This window comes from Corynebacterium pseudogenitalium (assembly GCF_024453815.1).
Taxonomy (GTDB): Bacteria; Actinomycetota; Actinomycetes; order Mycobacteriales; family Mycobacteriaceae; genus Corynebacterium; species Corynebacterium pseudogenitalium.
The window spans coordinates 1,136,949-1,153,769 of the sequence record NZ_CP072934.1; the positions used below are offsets into that span (position 1 = coordinate 1,136,949).

Annotated in this window: 15 protein-coding genes; 14 read left to right on the plus strand and 1 reads right to left on the minus strand. The window is 54.8% G+C overall.

Annotation, left to right across the window (positions count from 1 at the left end; genetic code table 11):
- Positions 1-45 precede the first annotated feature (45 nt).
- The 14 genes from uvrA (at position 46) to tyrS (ending at position 16,124) form a co-directional block, all read left to right on the plus strand.
- Complete coding sequence (uvrA, locus tag KBP54_RS05470; protein WP_256006563.1) at positions 46-2,898, plus strand: excinuclease ABC subunit UvrA; 2,853 nt, start codon at positions 46-48, stop codon at positions 2,896-2,898.
- Between the two features lie 260 nt (positions 2,899-3,158).
- Positions 3,159-3,707 (plus strand): translation initiation factor IF-3, encoded by a 549-nt coding sequence (gene infC / locus KBP54_RS05475; RefSeq protein ID WP_083290943.1) that lies wholly within the window; start codon positions 3,159-3,161, stop codon positions 3,705-3,707.
- A gap of 31 nt (positions 3,708-3,738) precedes the next feature.
- Positions 3,739-3,933 (plus strand): 50S ribosomal protein L35, encoded by a 195-nt coding sequence (rpmI, locus tag KBP54_RS05480; RefSeq protein ID WP_070362525.1) that lies wholly within the window; start codon positions 3,739-3,741, stop codon positions 3,931-3,933.
- Between the two features lie 53 nt (positions 3,934-3,986).
- Positions 3,987-4,373: a 50S ribosomal protein L20 gene (gene rplT, locus KBP54_RS05485; protein ID WP_070362524.1), complete on the plus strand. Its 387-nt coding sequence runs from the start codon at positions 3,987-3,989 to the stop codon at positions 4,371-4,373.
- An 88-nt stretch (positions 4,374-4,461) separates the two neighbouring features.
- Positions 4,462-5,283: a TrmH family RNA methyltransferase gene (locus KBP54_RS05490; RefSeq protein WP_070362523.1), complete on the plus strand. Its 822-nt coding sequence runs from the start codon at positions 4,462-4,464 to the stop codon at positions 5,281-5,283.
- Between the two features lie 111 nt (positions 5,284-5,394).
- Positions 5,395-6,423, plus strand: a complete 1,029-nt coding sequence (gene pheS, locus KBP54_RS05495) for a phenylalanine--tRNA ligase subunit alpha (RefSeq protein WP_369822297.1) — start codon at positions 5,395-5,397, stop codon at positions 6,421-6,423.
- 13 nt (positions 6,424-6,436) lie between these two features.
- Complete coding sequence (gene pheT, locus KBP54_RS05500) at positions 6,437-8,944, plus strand: phenylalanine--tRNA ligase subunit beta (RefSeq protein WP_256001388.1); 2,508 nt, start codon at positions 6,437-6,439, stop codon at positions 8,942-8,944.
- 163 nt (positions 8,945-9,107) lie between these two features.
- The gene (locus KBP54_RS05505) at positions 9,108-10,244 is read left to right on the plus strand and encodes a bifunctional ornithine acetyltransferase/N-acetylglutamate synthase (RefSeq protein WP_256006565.1); all 1,137 of its coding nucleotides are present in this window, start codon (positions 9,108-9,110) and stop codon (positions 10,242-10,244) included.
- 110 nt (positions 10,245-10,354) lie between these two features.
- Entirely contained in the window at positions 10,355-11,302 is a 948-nt protein-coding gene (gene argF / locus KBP54_RS05510; protein WP_070362519.1) for an ornithine carbamoyltransferase, read from the plus strand.
- Complete coding sequence (locus KBP54_RS05515; protein ID WP_070362518.1) at positions 11,302-11,793, plus strand: arginine repressor; 492 nt, start codon at positions 11,302-11,304, stop codon at positions 11,791-11,793. The genes argF and KBP54_RS05515 overlap by 1 nt, the downstream gene beginning before the upstream one ends.
- Positions 11,794-11,882: 89 nt before the next feature.
- Complete coding sequence (locus KBP54_RS05520; protein ID WP_070479104.1) at positions 11,883-13,082, plus strand: argininosuccinate synthase; 1,200 nt, start codon at positions 11,883-11,885, stop codon at positions 13,080-13,082.
- Between the two features lie 18 nt (positions 13,083-13,100).
- Entirely contained in the window at positions 13,101-14,534 is a 1,434-nt protein-coding gene (gene argH / locus KBP54_RS05525; RefSeq protein WP_256006567.1) for an argininosuccinate lyase, read from the plus strand.
- 103 nt (positions 14,535-14,637) lie between these two features.
- On the plus strand, positions 14,638-14,820 hold the full coding sequence (locus KBP54_RS05530; RefSeq protein ID WP_070362515.1) for a Trm112 family protein: 183 nt from the start codon (positions 14,638-14,640) through the stop codon (positions 14,818-14,820).
- Between the two features lie 35 nt (positions 14,821-14,855).
- Positions 14,856-16,124 carry a tyrosine--tRNA ligase gene (gene tyrS / locus KBP54_RS05535; RefSeq protein ID WP_070362514.1) on the plus strand — a complete coding sequence of 423 codons (1,269 nt, stop codon included), beginning with the start codon at positions 14,856-14,858 and terminating at the stop codon, positions 16,122-16,124.
- A gap of 46 nt (positions 16,125-16,170) precedes the next feature.
- On the opposite strand, the gene KBP54_RS05540 is transcribed toward tyrS, so the two are convergent.
- On the minus strand, positions 16,171-16,698 hold the full coding sequence (locus KBP54_RS05540; protein ID WP_256006570.1) for a gluconokinase: 528 nt from the start codon (positions 16,696-16,698) through the stop codon (positions 16,171-16,173).
- Positions 16,699-16,821 lie beyond the last annotated feature (123 nt).

The window sequence follows — 16,821 nt, forward strand, 5'->3', positions numbered from 1 at the left end:
TATGTTCGGAACAAAATGAACCGATCTTCTGGAAGAGGTATCTAGGTGGCTGACCGTCTTGTTGTACGTGGAGCAAGAGAACACAACCTGAAGGGCGTCGATGTGTCTCTGCCGAGGGACAAGATGGCCGTATTTACAGGCCTGTCTGGATCGGGTAAGTCCTCGCTGGCATTCGATACGATCTTTGCGGAGGGGCAGCGTCGATACGTTGAGTCTCTTTCGTCCTATGCTCGGATGTTCTTAGGACAGATGGATAAGCCCGATGTCGATTACATTGACGGGCTATCGCCCGCGGTGTCAATCGACCAAAAATCGACGAACCGTAACCCCCGTTCGACTGTAGGTACCATCACCGAAATCTACGATTACCTCCGCCTGCTCTATTCGCGGGCTGGCACTCCTCATTGTCCAGAGTGCGACGCTGTGATTGAACGGCAGACGCCGCAACAGATTGTGGACCGCGTGCTGGGGATGGAAGAGCGTCTCAAGTTCCAAGTCCTTGCTCCGGTAGTACGAAAGCGTAAAGGCGAGTTCGTTGACTTGTTTAAGGATCTCGCCGCTCAGGGTTACTCTCGAGTGAGCGTGGACGGCGAGTTGTACCAGCTCAGCGATCCACCGAAGCTTGAGAAGCAGGTCAAACACACGATTTCGGTGGTAGTGGACCGCCTTCAAGTGAAGCAAAGCCAAAAGCAGCGTCTCACCGACTCAGTGGAGACAGCACTCAAACTTGCCGACGGCCTCGTTGGCTTCGAATTCGTTGACTTCGATGAGGGCAACCCTGATCGGATCCAGATCTTCTCTGAAAAGATGGCGTGCCCGAACGGGCACAAACTTAACGTTGAGGAGTACGAGCCGCGCGCGTTTTCGTTTAACTCACCGTTTGGTGCCTGTCCAACGTGTGACGGTCTCGGGACGCAGAAGAAGATTGACGAAGAACTCGTTATTCCAGATCCAGACGCACCAGCAATTGATGCTTTCCAGCCATGGAACTCCAGCCCGAACAAGCGATACTTCGTCAAATTGATTGAAGCGTTAGCAAAAGAGGAGGGCTTTGATGCTCACGCTCCGTTCAGCTCGCTGACAAAAACGCAGCAGAAGCATTTGGTAAATGGTTCCAAAACCACGATCAGCGTGCGGTACAAGAACCGCTACGGCAGGCAGCGGTCATTCAGCGCAGCTTATGAAGGTGTCATTGGGTACCTGGAGCGTAAGCTCGAGCAGGCCGAAAGCGATACCCAGAAAGACCGACTGCTTGCTTATACGCGAGAGGTACCGTGTCCTTCGTGCAAGGGCGCTAGGTTGAAGCCCGAGATTCTCGCCGTTCGCCTCGACTCAACAACCCATGGTGAACGCTCCATCGCCGGGCTTACGGAACTGAGCATTGAGGATGCGTCCGAATACCTTGATAATTTGGTACTTGGTTACCGCGAGGAAATGATCGCGGGTGCGGTACTTCGAGAGATCCAAGCTCGACTGCACTTTCTCTTGGACGTAGGACTGAGTTACCTCTCGCTAGCTCGGTCAGCCGGCACCCTGTCGGGCGGTGAAGCGCAGCGTATCCGTCTGGCCACGCAAATTGGGTCTGGCCTTGCCGGTGTACTGTACGTGCTTGATGAGCCGTCAATCGGTTTGCATCAACGGGATAACCAGAGGCTGATTAAGACTCTGAAGAAACTTCGCGACCTTGGGAACACGCTAGTTGTGGTCGAGCACGATGAGGAAACAATCCGGGAGGCAGATTGGTTGGTAGACATCGGGCCGCTCGCCGGAGAATACGGCGGGGAAGTGGTCTACCAGGGAGAACCCGACGGTATCCGTGAAGTAGAGAACTCCATTACCGGAGACTACCTTGCGGGCAGGAAAAAGATTGAGGTCCCGGATCAGCGTCGACCGGTAGACGCAGACCGCAAGCTGAGAGTTGAGGGCGCGCGAGAGAACAACCTCAAGAACGTATCAGTGGATATTCCACTGGGAGTGTTGGTAGCTGTTACTGGGGTATCTGGGTCTGGCAAGTCTACGCTGGTAAACCAGATTCTGGCTAAGACTCTCCAGAATGAGCTCAATGGAGCTCGACAAGTCCCGGGACGGGTAAAGAAAGTCAGTGGCCTTGACCATCTAGATAAACTTGTCCAAGTCGACCAGAGTCCCATCGGACGTACACCACGATCAAACCCTGCGACATATACAGGGGTGTTTGACAAGATCCGCAACCTATTCGCGGAAACACAAGAGTCAAAGGTTCGTGGCTACAAGGCTGGCCGATTCTCGTTCAATGTCAAAGGCGGGCGCTGTGAAGCGTGCCGTGGTGATGGCACTATCAAGATTGAGATGAACTTCCTACCGGATGTATACGTCCCGTGTGAGGTGTGCCAGGGAGCACGATACAACCGTGAAACCCTCGAAGTGCGCTATAAGGGTAAGAACATTGCCGAAGTTCTCGATATGCCGATTTCTGAAGCAGCTGAGTTCTTCGAGCCAATTCAGTCAATCCATCGATACCTCAACACGCTTGTAGAGGTCGGCCTGGGCTATGTACGTCTTGGGCAGGCTGCGACAACGCTATCCGGTGGTGAGGCACAGCGGGTGAAGCTGGCGGCAGAATTGCAGAAGCGAACTAACGGCCGAACAATTTACATCCTCGACGAGCCCACTACGGGGCTGCACTTCGAAGACATTCGTAAGCTCATGCTTGTGCTGAATGGCCTGGTGGAAAAGGGCAACACTGTGTTGGTGATCGAACACAACCTGGACGTTATCAAGTCGGCGGACTGGGTGATTGACATGGGGCCTGAGGGGGGATCAGGCGGTGGAACGGTGGTCGCGCAGGGAACGCCAGAAGACGTAGCACGTAATGGCAAGTCTCATACAGGTGCTTTCTTGAAGGAGATATTGCAATAGATCCAGCTTGAATGCATGATTTGCTTGAATAAACTTCATGTATTAAAGTTCTCACCACTACCGCCCAGAGCATTCTTTACAAAGGTGCCTGGGCCACAAGTGGAGTGAATCCCACCCCATGCCGGTCGATAGTGATCAGGATACGGGTCAAGGTAGCCAAAGCATTTTTTGGTTGCCTACGGAAAGCTCCCGCGTTATTAGTAATAGCGCGGGTTTTGTGCTTTTGCGCAGAATCACTGGTGGTCTGGTAGCGATCACACATTGGTTTCTATGTTTTAGGAGTTCTCATCAGCGCTGAAGCTCGGATTAACGATCGTATCCGCGTCCCGGAAGTCCGCTTGGTCGGCCCGTCCGGCGAGCAGGTAGGGATCGTCCGTACCGACGATGCTCGGAAACTGGCTTACGAGGCCGATCTTGACCTCGTCGAAGTTGCGCCAAAGGCGAAGCCGCCCGTGGCGAAGATCATGGACTACGGCAAATACAAGTATGAGCAGGATCAGAAGGCTCGCGAGGCCCGCAAGAACCAGCAGCAGACCGTAGTGAAGGAACAGAAGTTCCGTCCTAAGATCGATGAGCACGACTACCAGACGAAGAAAAACAATGTGGAGCGCTTCCTAGAGAAGGGCAACAAGGTCAAAGTCACCATCATGTTCCGTGGCCGCGAGCAATCGCGCCCAGAACTCGGCTACCGCCTCCTCGAGCGTCTTGCAGACGACATTCAAGAGGTTGGTGTCGTGGAGTCCCGTCCGAAGCAGGACGGGCGAAACATGACGATGGTATTCGGACCTGCTCGCAAGGGCAAAAAGTAGATCAAGTTTTCAACTCTGAAGGGCTTTCAACATGAAGCAGAAGACCCACAAGGGCACCGCAAAGCGCATCAAGGTTAACGGCAAGGGCAAGCTGCGTCGTGAGCAGGCTGGTAAGCGCCACCTGAACGAGAAGCTGTCTTCGAAGCGTCGTCGCAAGCTCTCGGGTACCACCGACGTAGCTAAGAACGACGTGAAGCGCATGAAGCGCCTCCTCGGCATGTCCTAAGCACTGCCCAAGTTAAAACAACCGGTGAACGAAAGAAAAGGAAGTATTGACTCATGGCACGTGTCAAGCGTTCAGTTAATGCCAAGAAGAAGCGTCGCGCGATTCTGAAGTCCGCAAAGGGCTACCGTGGCCAGCGCTCCCGCCTGTACCGTAAGGCAAAAGAACAGTGGCTGCACTCCCAGACCTACGCCTACCGCGATCGTCGTAAGCGCAAGGGTGAGTTCCGTAAGCTGTGGATCCAGCGTATCAACGCCGCGGCCCGTATGAACGACATCACTTACAACCGTCTCATTCACGGCTTGAAGCTCGCAGAGGTCGAGGTTGACCGCAAGATCCTCGCGGAGCTCGCAGTGAACGACTTTGCAGCCTTCTCCGCTATCTGCGAGATCGCTAAGAAGGCCTTGCCAGCTGACGTAAATGCGCCAGTTGATGCAGCATAAGTTGCCTAGAACGTTGAACTAGGACGGAGCCCGTCGGCAAGCGTGAACGCTTGGCGGCGGGTTTTTACATTCAGGAGTAGGAAATTTCGTGGCCCTTGACTTTTCACAGCCCTTCACCGAACGAACCCCGCGAGTCGTGAATGCAGCGAAGCTGCTCCGCGCAAAGGGACGCAAGAAAGCAAACCGCTTTCTGGTGGAAGGGGTGAACAGCGTCGAGGCTGCCGTAGCTACGGGCGCGGCTACTGACCTCTTCGTGACAGAACATGCTTCACAAGCCTTTGCTGACGTTGTGACTACCGCAGAATATATGGATGTATATGTTCATGCCATTACAGACATCGCAGCGAAGCACTTGAGCGACACTGTAAACACCACTGGTATTTTTGCTGTTTGCAAGCCAGTGTTGTGGTCAGTCGGGGCAGCTCTTCGCGGCAAGCCTTCTTTTGTTGTGGTCGGGATTGATACTAACGATCCGGGTAACGCAGGCACCATGATTCGCATTGCTGACGTGTGCGGGGCGGACGCTGTCATATTTGCCGGCGACTGCGTCGATCCTGAGTCGGGCAAGGCTGTGCGGGCCTCAGCAGGTTCGTTGTTTCACTTACCTGTGGCACGCGAGCGCAATACCCAGGACGTCCTTGGCCAGTTAAAAGCAGCAGGGCTTCAGACAGTAGCGACGACTATTGACGGCGAGGTATCCCTTGAGAAAACAAGTGATCTGCTTTCTGCCCCGATTGCTTGGCTGTTCGGAAATGAAGCACACGGATTGCCAACAGCTATTGCAGATCGTGCTGATGTACGGGTATCAATCCCGATTCAGGGATCTGCAGAGTCGCTGAACCTTGCAACAGCGTCAGCAATGTGTCTTTGGGAAACTGCCAAAGCAAAGATGGCGCAACAAGAGCTTTAGTTATATGTGTCGTGTCTGAAGCGACAGGTATGCTTAGTTTCGTTTTAACGGCTTTACAACCTTTACTACAAAGCGTAATCGGAAGGACCGAGTGTGTCGGAAAATAGTGGAATCGAATTGTCAGAAGAGAAACTCAATGCGGCAGCAGAAGCTGCAATTTCGGATTTTGAAGCAGCTGCAGACCTGCAGGCGTTAGAAGAGGCTCACAAGCAGCACTTGGGCGACCAAGCCTACATCCCTCAGGCTCGGCGTGCACTCGGTTCGTTGCCAAAGCAAGACCGTAAAGACGCTGGTAGGGCAGTGAATGTGGCCCGAGGCCGTGTAGAGAAGGCGTATGCCAAACTTCACGCGGTGCGTGAAGCCGAGTACCGCGAGGCTCAATTGAAAGCAGAGGCTGTCGACGTAACTCTACCGACACGTCGTTCTCAGCTGGGCGCGATGCACCCCATCACAACGTTGAGTGAGCAGATCGCAGATATCTTTATCGGCATGGGGTGGGAGATCGCCGAGGGGCCAGAAATCGAAGCCGAATACTTTAATTTTGATGCACTGAACTTCATTCCGGATCACCCGGCGAGGACGCTGCAGGACACCTTTTACGTTGGTAAACCTGGTTCCCGCCAGGTGATGCGCACGCATACTTCGCCTGTCCAGGTTCGAACGATGCTTGACCGTGATGTGCCTGTGTACATTGCTTGCCCTGGCAGGGTATTCCGCACCGATGAACTTGACGCAACGCACACCCCAGTTTTCCACCAGATTGAGGGTCTTGCCGTCGATAAAGGCCTGACTATGGCTCATTTGCGTGGCACACTCGACCACCTTGCGAAGACGCTGTTCGGGCCAGAGACGAAGACGCGTATGCGTACCAATTACTTCCCCTTCACCGAGCCATCTGCTGAAGTAGACGTTTGGTTCCCAAATAAAAAGGGTGGTGCTGGCTGGATCGAGTGGGGTGGCTGCGGCATGGTGAACCCGAACGTGCTTCGCGCAGTAGGCATTGATCCGGATGAGTACTCAGGCTTTGCGTTCGGGATGGGCCTTGAACGAACTCTCCAGTTCCGTAACGGCTTGTCAGACATGCGTGACATGGTCGAAGGAGATATCCGTTTCACCGTCCCATTTGGTGTGCAGGCTTAAAGGAGTTAATGACATGCTGATTTCAAAAAATTTCCTCACCACCCTTCTGCAACAGGCGGGCAATACTGGTTGGTCTGTCACTGACGAAGAGATGGACGCAGGCTTCGTTCGCGTCGGTTTTGAGACTGAAGGCTACGCCCCGATTGAAAAAACCGAGGGCCCCCTAGTGCTCGGCAAGGTCCTTGAAATTGAAGAGCTCACCGAGTTCAAGAAGCCGATTCGTTACTGCCAGGTTGACGTGGGACAGGCGAATGGCACGGGTGAGCCGCAGGGCATTATTTGCGGTGCACGTAACTTTACTGTTGGCGACACGGTAGTTGTCGCGCTTCCGGGGTGCGTTCTTCCGGGTAATTTCGCTATTTCTGCGAGAAAGACTTACGGGCATATCTCTAACGGGATGATGGCGTCAGCGGCGGAGCTCGGTCTGACCGCGAAGAGTGCTGGCATCATTACTCTTAGCGATGAAATCGGCGCCCCTGGCACTGATGCGCGGGAAGTTCTGGATCTCGACGACACTATCTTCGAAGTGAACGTCACTCCGGATCGTGGTTACGCTTTGTCGGCGCGTGGCCTAATGCGAGAGCTTGCGTCGGCATTCGACATCGCTTTTGTCGACCCAGCTCAGCAGCCTGACATCGCCGGCATCGATATTTCTGCAGTTCCTGCGCCAGCAGGTTCCCTTCTCGACGTCACCGTAGAGCCGGACACCGCTACGAAGCGCTTCGGGCTGCGAAAGGTGGAAGGCATCGACCCCGAAGCGGCGTCGCCGTTTTGGATGCAGCGCGAGCTCATGCTCAGCGGCATCCGTCCAGTGAACGGCGCAACCGATGTTACGAACTTCGTAATGTTGCTGCTCGGTCAGCCGATGCACGCCTTTGACGCAGATACAATCTCTGGCGCGCTTCGCATCCATAATGCGGAAGAGGGCACTGAATTCGAAACACTGGATCATACAATGCGAACCCTTCGCGCTTCCGATGTAGTCATTTCTGATGACTCTGGAATTCAGTCTCTGGCTGGTGTCATGGGTGGCACGACCTCAGAAATTTCGGAAACCACGAAGAATGTTTACTTCGAAGCAGCAACTTGGGATGAACTTACGGTTGCGCGTACTGCTCGTCACCACAAACTGAGCTCAGAAGCCTCCCGTCGATTTGAGCGTGGAGTCGATCCGGCACTGGTGGAGGTAGCGTTGGATGTAGCTTGTGAGCTGCTGACGAGCTTTGCCGGGGGCAAGGTTGCAGCAGGTCGTACGTTGGTGGGTGAGGTGCATCAGCGAACTGAGATCTCTATGGCGAAAACGTTCCCTTCGGCATTGATCGGCGTCAAGTACTCTGAAGAGACCATTTCTCAGCGGCTACATGAAGTCGGGTGCGGCGTTGAAGAAAGTGGTGGCAATTTCATTGTGACGCCACCTTCCTGGCGGAATGACCTTACGGTCCCAGTAGAGCTTGTAGAAGAGATTGTTCGGCTCGAAGGGCTTGACGCTATTCCATCGATTCTTCCGACGCCGAAGGGGGGACGTGGCCTGACTGCAACGCAAAAGCGTCGTCGTGCAGTGACGCATGCTCTTGCGTACTCAGGTTACGCAGAGATTATTCCTACACCGTTTATGGCCACGGGTCTTTTCGACGCCTGGGGCCTGAGCAAGGACGATGCCCGCCGCGCAACCGTGTCGGTTCAGAATCCTCTGGATAGCGACTATGCCGTACTCGCTACGACACTCTTGCCCGCAATGCTCGAGGCAGTAGCGAAAAATGCGGCCCGCGGTCAGCATGACGTGTCGATTTACTCAGTTGCACAGGTAGCTATCGGCGGGGAAGCTGAAACACCAATGCCAAGCGTTGATCACCGCCCGGACGAAGAGACCCTGGCAGCAGTGGTGAACTCATTGCCGAAGCAGCCGCTGCATGTTGCAACTGTTGGCGTCGGAGATGCCGAAGTAGAGGGGCCTTGGGGCGATTCGCGAATGTACTCGTGGGCTGATGCTGTTGAATCTGCGCAGATAGTGGCGCGGACAGCCGGGATAGAGCTCGAGGTCCGGGCAGCAGACTACCTACCATGGCATCCGGGACGCTGCGCAGAGTTGCTGGTCGACGGCCAAGTTGTTGGTCACGCAGGTGAACTACACCCGCAGATTCTGGAAGAATGTGGCTTACCTGCACGAGTTTGCGCAATGGAGATGGACCTTTCGGCATTGCCACAGAGTGCTCACCTGCCCGCTCCGAAGCTGTCTGCGTACCCGGCAGTTCACCAGGACCTTGCATTGGTCGTGGACGACTCGACACCGGCCGAAAGCGTGCGAAAGACCGTAGCAGAACACGCCGGGCCGTTATTGGAAAATGTAACGCTGTTTGACGTCTATCGTTCTGAGTCCCTCGGCGAAGGCAAGAAGTCGCTCGCATTTGGACTCTTGTTCCGTGCGGATGACCGAACGCTCACTGAAGACGAAGCGTCGGAAGGGCGTTTAGCTGCGGCTGAGGCAGCGAAACAGGAATTTAATGCCACGATGAGGGCGTAGGTTACTTTTGCTGCTGACAGGCAGGACATCGCAGTGAGCGGCGTCCTGCCTGCTGTCGTTTTAGGAATGCATGTATCTTGAATCGGCACGAGCTTGCCATTTGTCTGGCAGGATGGGACTCCGTAGCCACAAGCGTCTACACCCGTAAAGGAGCCATAAAACCATGCCACAACAGACCGTTCTCACCCCTAAGGGATTTGTGGCTGCAGGTCTTCATGCGGGAATACGCGAAGGCGAGGGGCATGATCTGGCGCTCATTGTTAATCAGGGACCTGCTTGGAACGCAGCAGCGGTGTTTCCAGATAGTCGGGTCTGCGCCTCGCCTGTTCGAGCTACGCGCGAAGTTATGCGCTCGCATGCTGTGAACGCAGTTGTTTTAACATCAGGCAACGCTAATGCGTTCAACGGTTCAACGGGGGATGCGGACACTCGTGAGATTCAGAAGCGCGTATCCCAAGAGATTGGAGTCCCAGAAGACCGGGTCGCAGTCTGCGCGAAGGGACAGTTCGCAGTGCCTTTGCCAATGGAGCGTGTGAAAACTGGGTTAGCCAAACTCGCCACGGATCTGGGAGATACCCCTGCGCACGCTGAATCGGCTGCGGCCGCAATAGCGTCAACCCAAGGAACGATCAATCAAGCAGGCGTGAGCTGTGGAGCTTGGAGTGTTGGGGGCATTTCCCAGGGGGCTGGAAATTCACAGGAAACACTAGACACAGTACTGGGGTGCCTCACCACAGATGCGCTTGTACCGGCCTTTTCACTCGAAAAGGCATTGCGACGGGCTATGGAAACTACGTTCAATACGCTTGATCGATCTACAGCCCCGCTAACGAACGATACGGTGTTGTTGCTCGCATCTGGTGCGAGCCAGGTCACCCCCAACCAAACTCAGTTGGATGAGGCAGTGCTTGCGGTTTGCGAGGCATTGGTGGAGCAGCTTTTGTTGGTCAACCAGGGAAGCGCGACCAAGAAATTGACGCTTGCCGTAGCTGGCGCTGCAAATGATGAAGAGGCACGCATCGCAGCACAAGCCGTAGCATGTGACGGACGTTTTCGAGAGTCGCTACTCAGTGGTGCTCCGGACTGGCCACGCGCACTCGCGATTGCGGGGAAGACAAAAGTGTGCCTAGATGCTGAGGCACTGGAGATCAACGTCAATGGAACACAGCTCTGCCAGGGAATCACTCCGCTCTTGACAAGCCGGGTGCTTGACTACGACGAACACGTGACTATTACGCTGGATCTAGGAACTCGTGGCGTCGGTACAGCAACAGTGCGGACGCTTTTGGAGCCTATGTAAGGGGAAAGTGGGCGTCGAAAAGCGAACGTCCAGGAGGCTTTGAAAATACAATAGGGGAGACGTCCGCATATTTTGCAGCAATCATAACGCAGAAATAGGAAGTAAACAGCATGGTGAACTCAGTTCGGCACTTTTTCGCAGACGATGACTTGACGCCAGAGGAACAAGCGCAAGTGCTCACGCTTGCCGCAGAGATGAAAAAGAACCCTTATGCGCACCGACCTCTCGAAGGGCCGAAGTCTGTTGCGGTACTTTTCGACAAGACCTCCACGCGCACGCGGTTCTCCTTCGATACAGGGATTGCACAGCTGGGTGGGCACGCGATTGTTGTCGAAACTCAGAATGCACAAATGGGCAAGGGTGAGTCCTACCAAGATACGGCGGCGGTGCTTTCGCGATACGTCGAAGCAATCGTTTGGAGGACGTATGCCCACGACAATTTGCTCCAGATGGCGGAGACATCACAGGTTCCGATTGTTAACGCGCTTTCCGATGACCTGCACCCGTGCCAAATTCTTGCGGATCTGCAAACAATCGTCGAAACCTTTTGTCCTGAGCAGGGGCCGGCGGGACTCCACGGCCTGAAAGCTGTGTATTTGGGAGATGGCGCTAACAATATGGCCAACTCCTACATGATTGGGTTCGCAACTGCGGGGGTAGACATCGCGATCATCGCGCCTCCGGAGTTTCATCCGGAGCAGCGGTTTGTGGACCGTGCGCGTGATCGTGCAAGCCAGACAGGTGCGACAGTCACGGTTACCAGCGATGTTGCTGCGGTAGCTGGAGCAGACGTGGTTATCACGGATACTTGGGTGTCAATGGGCATGGAGGGAGATGGAAAAGATCGACGCACTCCGTTCTTGCCATACCAAGTAAATAGTGGAATTATGCAAATGGCCGGTAATAATGCGATATTTCTTCACTGCCTACCGGCGTATCGTGAAAACGAAGTGACCGCAGAAGTAATCGATGGGCCGCAGTCGCGAGTCTTCGATGAAGCTGAAAATCGTCTTCACGCCCAAAAGGCGTTGTTGACCTGGTTGTTGGAGCACCAATAATGACCCAAACTGTCTCAAGAACTGCGCGACAAGCTCGGATTCTGGAGATACTTGTGAGCACGCGAGTGTCTTCTCAGATCCAGCTTTCCGAGCTTTTGCAAGACGAGGGTATCGAGATTACGCAGGCAACCCTGTCCCGTGATCTTGATGAGCTGGGAGCAAAGAAAGTGCGGCCAAGCGACGGAGGCCGTGCATATTACACGGTGAACTCCGATGCCGAGGCTTTTGATGCCTTGCATACAGGCCCACGTGAGAAACTTCGTCGAATGATCGAGGAACTCGTCGTCTCTGTTGACCATTCTGCGAATATGGCTGTACTGCGAACTCCACCTGGAGCTGCACAATATCTGGCTAGCTATATAGACAGAGTCGGTTTGGAGCAGGTAGTAGGCTGTATCGCTGGTGACGATACGATTTTTGTTCTCGCCCGAGATCCGCTTAAGGGCGGTGACCTAGCCCAGCAGGTATTTGGACGCAATACAAAGGCGTAAGTGACGCCGAAGCAAGCACAAACCCCGCGCTAGGTATACTATGTACCGCAGTGCAGAATATGATCTAGAAACACAAGGAGCTTTGATCCATGACTAACCGTGTTGTACTCGCATACTCAGGCGGGCTCGATACCTCTGTTGCGATTTCCTACCTCGGCGAAATGCTTAATGGCGAAGTCATTGCAGTAGCACTCGACCTTGGCCAGGGCGGCGAAGATATGGAGTCCGTACGTCAGCGCGCATTAGATTGCGGTGCTGTGGAATCCATCGTTATCGATGCGAAAGATGAATTTGCTGAGGACTACTGCCTGCCAACCATCAAGGCGAACGGTATGTACATGGGTGAGTACCCGTTGGTGTCAGCAATTTCCCGCCCGTTGATCGTAAAGCACCTTGTGAAGGCCGCACAGGAGCACGGTGGCACTCACGTATCACACGGTTGCACCGGTAAAGGCAATGACCAGGTTCGTTTTGAGGTTGGATTCCTGAACCAGGACCCAGATCTGGAAATTGTTGCGCCTGCTCGCGATTTTGCGTGGACACGCGATAAGGCGATTGCGTACGCAGAAGGAAAGGACCTGCCAATTGAGCAGTCGGCAGCTTCGCCATTCTCGATTGACCAAAACGTTTGGGGGCGCGCGGTAGAGACAGGCTTTTTGGAGGACCTCTGGAACGCGCCGACGAAGGATCTATACGCTTACACGGAAAGCCCTTCGATGGGCAATGCGCCTGACGAAGTCATTATCTCGTTCGAGGGAGGCAAGCCGGTTGCAATCGACGGCCGCCCGGTAACGATGTTGGAAGCAATCGAAGAGATGAACCGTCGCGCTGGTGCGCAGGGCATCGGTCGTCTGGATATGGTCGAAGACCGCTTGGTTGGCATTAAGTCCCGTGAGATTTACGAAGCGCCAGGTGCGGTCGCTCTGATTACGGCGCACAAGGCGCTCGAGGACGTTACGATTGAGCGCGAGCTGGCTCGCTACAAGCGACTTATCGACGCGCGCTGGTCGGAGGAAGTGTACGACGGTCTTTGGTTCGGTCCGCTCAAGCGCTCCCTGGATGCGTTCATCGAGTCGACACAGGAGCACGTCACTGGGGACATCCGCATGGAAATGCATGCAGGTAAGGCAGTGGTCAATGGCCGCCGCTCCAACCACTCCCTGTACGACTTCAACCTCGCGACGTACGACACAGGCGACACTTTCGACCAGACCTACGCTAAGGGCTTCGTCCGTTTGCATGGTTTGTCATCGCAGATCGCGAACAAGCGCGATCGCGAAGCGAAATAGCAGGGAGCTTTGGAAGTTATGCAGCAGCATAAGACGAATGAAGGCGCGCTGTGGGGCGGTCGGTTTTCTGGCGGCCCTTCTGAGGCGATGTTCGCGCTGAGCGTATCGACGCACTTCGATTGGGTGCTTGCGCCTTATGATGTATTGGCATCGAAAGCTCACGCAAAAGTCTTGCACCGTGCAGGACTTCTTTCGGACGAAGACCTGAAGACCATGCTCGAGGGGCTTGAGCAACTCGGCGCAGACGTTGCAAGTGGTGCGTTTGTTCCCGAACCGACGGACGAAGATGTTCACGGCGCAATGGAGCGCGGCCTGATCGACCGAGTAGGTCCTGAGGTAGGAGGGCGCCTGCGTGCAGGGCGCTCGCGGAATGAGCAGGTGGCAACGATGTTCCGGATGTGGGTTCGTGATGCCCTGCGCGGTGTTGCTCTGCACATTACGGATCTCATCGATGCTCTCGTTGCACAGGCGGCTGCACATCCCGATATCATCATGCCGGGTAAGACCCACTTCCAGGCTGCGCAGCCTATTTTGCTCGCACACTCGTTGCTCGCTCACGCACACCCGCTGTTGCGTGACTTGGAGCGGATTCAGGATGCGGACAAGCGGTTGGCTGTGTCGCCGTACGGCTCTGGCGCTTTGGCGGGTTCTTCGTTGCACCTAGACCCGGAGGCGATTGCGGAAGAACTTGGCTTCTATGAAGCAACCGACAACTCACTGGACGGCACAGCTTCGCGTGATTTCGCAGCCGAAGCGGCCTACGTTCTAGCCCAGATTGCAGTGGATGTGTCCCGCTTTGCGGAAGAAATTATCGCCTGGTCGACGCCAGAGTTCGGTTACGTCACGTTGGACGACGCATGGTCGACTGGTTCTTCGATCATGCCGCAAAAAAAGAACCCAGACGTTGCGGAGCTTGCCCGAGGCAAGTCAGGTAGGTTAATCGGCAACCTTACCGGATTGATGGCCACTCTTAAGGCGCAGCCTCTCGCGTATAACCGCGATTTGCAAGAAGACAAGGAGCCGGTAATCGATTCCGTAAACCAGCTCAACATTCTTCTGCCAGCGTTTACCGGGTTGGTCTCGACTCTCAAGTTCCATGGTGATCGAATGCGTGAGATTGCACCTGCGGGATTCACGCTTGCTACCGATTTGGCAGAGTGGATGGTTCGCCAGGGCGTGCCATTCCGAGAGGCGCACGAAGCTTCCGGAGCATGCGTGCGCATCGCGGAGTCCCGAGGCGTCAACCTTATTGACTTGACAGATGAGGAGCTCGCGAGCGTAGACCCTCGACTTAACGCAGGAGTCCGTGACGTGCTCACGATTGAGGGTGCTGTGAGCTCGCGCGATACACGCGGCGGAACCGCCGGTCCACGGGTAGAAGAACAGCGTGTACGCGTAGCGGAGGCAAATAGTAAGTATCGAGCGTGGGCAGAGAAGCCTGTGCGGGGTTAACATCGGTACCGCATTTGCGACGCCCACCTTTCGGTGGGCGTTTCAACTTTTTGTAGTGGTGGCGTCGATAAGTGACTAACAAGGGTGAGGTAAGCTCAACTGCATGAGTCTTGATCCCAAACTTCTCGACGTACTGGTGTGCCCGCAAGACAAAGGGCCGCTTGAGTATAAGGAAGACGAACAGTTGCTGGTGAATGAACGCATTGGTGTCGCGTATCGGATCGACGATGGTATTCCGGTCCTGCTAATCGATGAAGCAGTTCCCTATACAAACACCCACAAGTAACAACGCTGGGAAGACGACTCTCTGAAAGGAATTTCATGACTAACGCAAACATTATCGACGAACTCGAGTGGCGTGGCCTGATCAATCAGCACACGGATCTGGAGGCGTTGCGTGAAGAAACGCAGAAGCCTATCACGTTGTACTGTGGCTTCGACCCGACAGGCCCTTCACTACATGCAGGTCACCTGGTGCCGCTGCTGATGCTGCGCAGGTTCCAACTCGCTGGACACCGGCCAATTGTGCTAGCAGGTGGTGCTACCGGCAAGATAGGCGACCCGCGTGACGTGGGCGAGCGCACGATGAATTCCGATGACACTGTGGCAGATTGGGCCGAGCGAATTGGAAGCCAGCTGTCAAAGTTCGTCGATTTTGACGGTGAGAACGGTGCGCTGCTGCTGAATAATAATGATTGGATTAAGGACTGGAAGGTCATTGAGTTCCTTCGCGACGTCGGCAAGCATTTTTCGCTCTCCACAATGCTGAGTCGTGATACCGTGAAGCGTCGCCTGGAAAACGACGGGATTTCTTTTACCGAGTTTTCGTACATGCTGTTGCAGGCACATGACTTTGTACAGTTGCGTCGTACGCACAATTGTGTGCTGCAGGTTGGTGGTGGCGACCAGTGGGGCAACCTGGTTGCTGGTGTTGATCTGAACCGACGCATGGATTCGGAGCGCGTGCATGCGTTGACCGTTCCGCTTGTGACGGACTCCGAGGGCAAGAAGTTTGGCAAGTCCACCGGCGGTGGTTCGTTGTGGCTTGACCCAGAAATGACCAGCCCGTACACCTGGTACCAGTACTTTGTTAATGCGGCGGACGCCGATGTGATCCGGTACCTGCGGTGGTTCACGTTTCTCGATAAGGAAGAGCTGGATGCTCTTGCCGTCGAGGTCGAAGAGCGACCATTTAAGCGAGAGGCACAGAAGCGGTTGGCGCAAGAGATGACAGATCTCGTCCATGGCCGCGAAGCTCGTGAGGCCGTTGAGTTAGCGTCCCAGGCGCTATTCGGTAAAGCAGATCTGACTGATCTCGATGAGCGTACCTTGGCCAGCGCTGTTGCCGAGACGAATGTGTTCGAGGTCGCGGCTGGAGCTGAAGTCAGCATCGTGGACATGCTGGTCGGCTCCGGCTTGGCCGACTCGAAGGGTGCTGCCCGTAGATCGCTGAAGGAAGGCGGCATTTACGCCAACAACGAGCGTGTAGTAGATGAGAACTGGGTTCCATCCGTGGATGATTTTCTGCATGGAACCTGGCTCGTGCTGCGTCGTGGTAAGAAGACATTCGCAGGCGTGAAGCGCAGCTAGGCGCAGGTGACAGCATCTGAAAGCAACGCGGTGGTAGAGCAGAAGCCTATGCCACCGCGTTAAGTCTTTCCATGATGGTTGCTGCGATGCCCTCGGGAGTGTCATCGATATCCACAGCGAAACCCAGCTCGTCCAGTTGGAGCGATTCAAGCGTATCTAGCTGGGAATCCAACATTGAAGCAGGCATGAAGTGATCCGTACGGTGGCTCAGCCGTTTCAGCAGTAGCTCACGCGGCCCGTCTAGGTGCACAAATATAAGGGGTACGTCGGCTAGTCGGAGCTTGTCGCGATAAATGCGTTTCAGCGCTGAACATGTAACGACGGTTCGCTTTCCAGCACTGTCTTGCTTTTGAAGCCAGTTCGAGAGTTTCTCAAGCCACGGCCAGCGGTCCTCGTCGGTGAGAGGTTGGCCCTGACTCATCTTTTCGACGTTTTCCGCCGGATGAAACTCATCAGCCTCGACGAGTTCAAAGCCGGATCTCTGCGCAAGAATCTCGGCGATGGTGGTCTTTCCACTTCCGCACACTCCCATAAGGATGAGGTGCGCCGGGGGTAGCTTCTCTGCTTCATGCATGTTCTTCCCTCCTTGATGCTTCACGAGTGGGGGTAGCTAAAGAAAGCGTCGCCCTGACATTGATGCAGTGCACGATCGCCCACTGAAGTATGTGTATTCTAACGCTATAGCCAGTTTTCCGTA

Coding starts and splice junctions, on each gene's coding strand:
- KBP54_RS05530 (WP_070362515.1), top strand. CDS start 14,638: ATGAGTCTTGATCCCAAACTTCTCGACGTACTGGTGTGCCCGCAAGAC.
- argF (WP_070362519.1), top strand. CDS start 10,355: ATGGTGAACTCAGTTCGGCACTTTTTCGCAGACGATGACTTGACGCCA.
- KBP54_RS05515 (WP_070362518.1), top strand. CDS start 11,302: ATGACCCAAACTGTCTCAAGAACTGCGCGACAAGCTCGGATTCTGGAG.
- KBP54_RS05520 (WP_070479104.1), top strand. CDS start 11,883: ATGACTAACCGTGTTGTACTCGCATACTCAGGCGGGCTCGATACCTCT.
- tyrS (WP_070362514.1), top strand. CDS start 14,856: ATGACTAACGCAAACATTATCGACGAACTCGAGTGGCGTGGCCTGATC.
- KBP54_RS05505 (WP_256006565.1), top strand. CDS start 9,108: ATGCCACAACAGACCGTTCTCACCCCTAAGGGATTTGTGGCTGCAGGT.
- pheT (WP_256001388.1), top strand. CDS start 6,437: ATGCTGATTTCAAAAAATTTCCTCACCACCCTTCTGCAACAGGCGGGC.
- argH (WP_256006567.1), top strand. CDS start 13,101: ATGCAGCAGCATAAGACGAATGAAGGCGCGCTGTGGGGCGGTCGGTTT.
- KBP54_RS05540 (WP_256006570.1), bottom strand. CDS start 16,698: ATGCATGAAGCAGAGAAGCTACCCCCGGCGCACCTCATCCTTATGGGA.
- rpmI (WP_070362525.1), top strand. CDS start 3,739: ATGAAGCAGAAGACCCACAAGGGCACCGCAAAGCGCATCAAGGTTAAC.
- rplT (WP_070362524.1), top strand. CDS start 3,987: ATGGCACGTGTCAAGCGTTCAGTTAATGCCAAGAAGAAGCGTCGCGCG.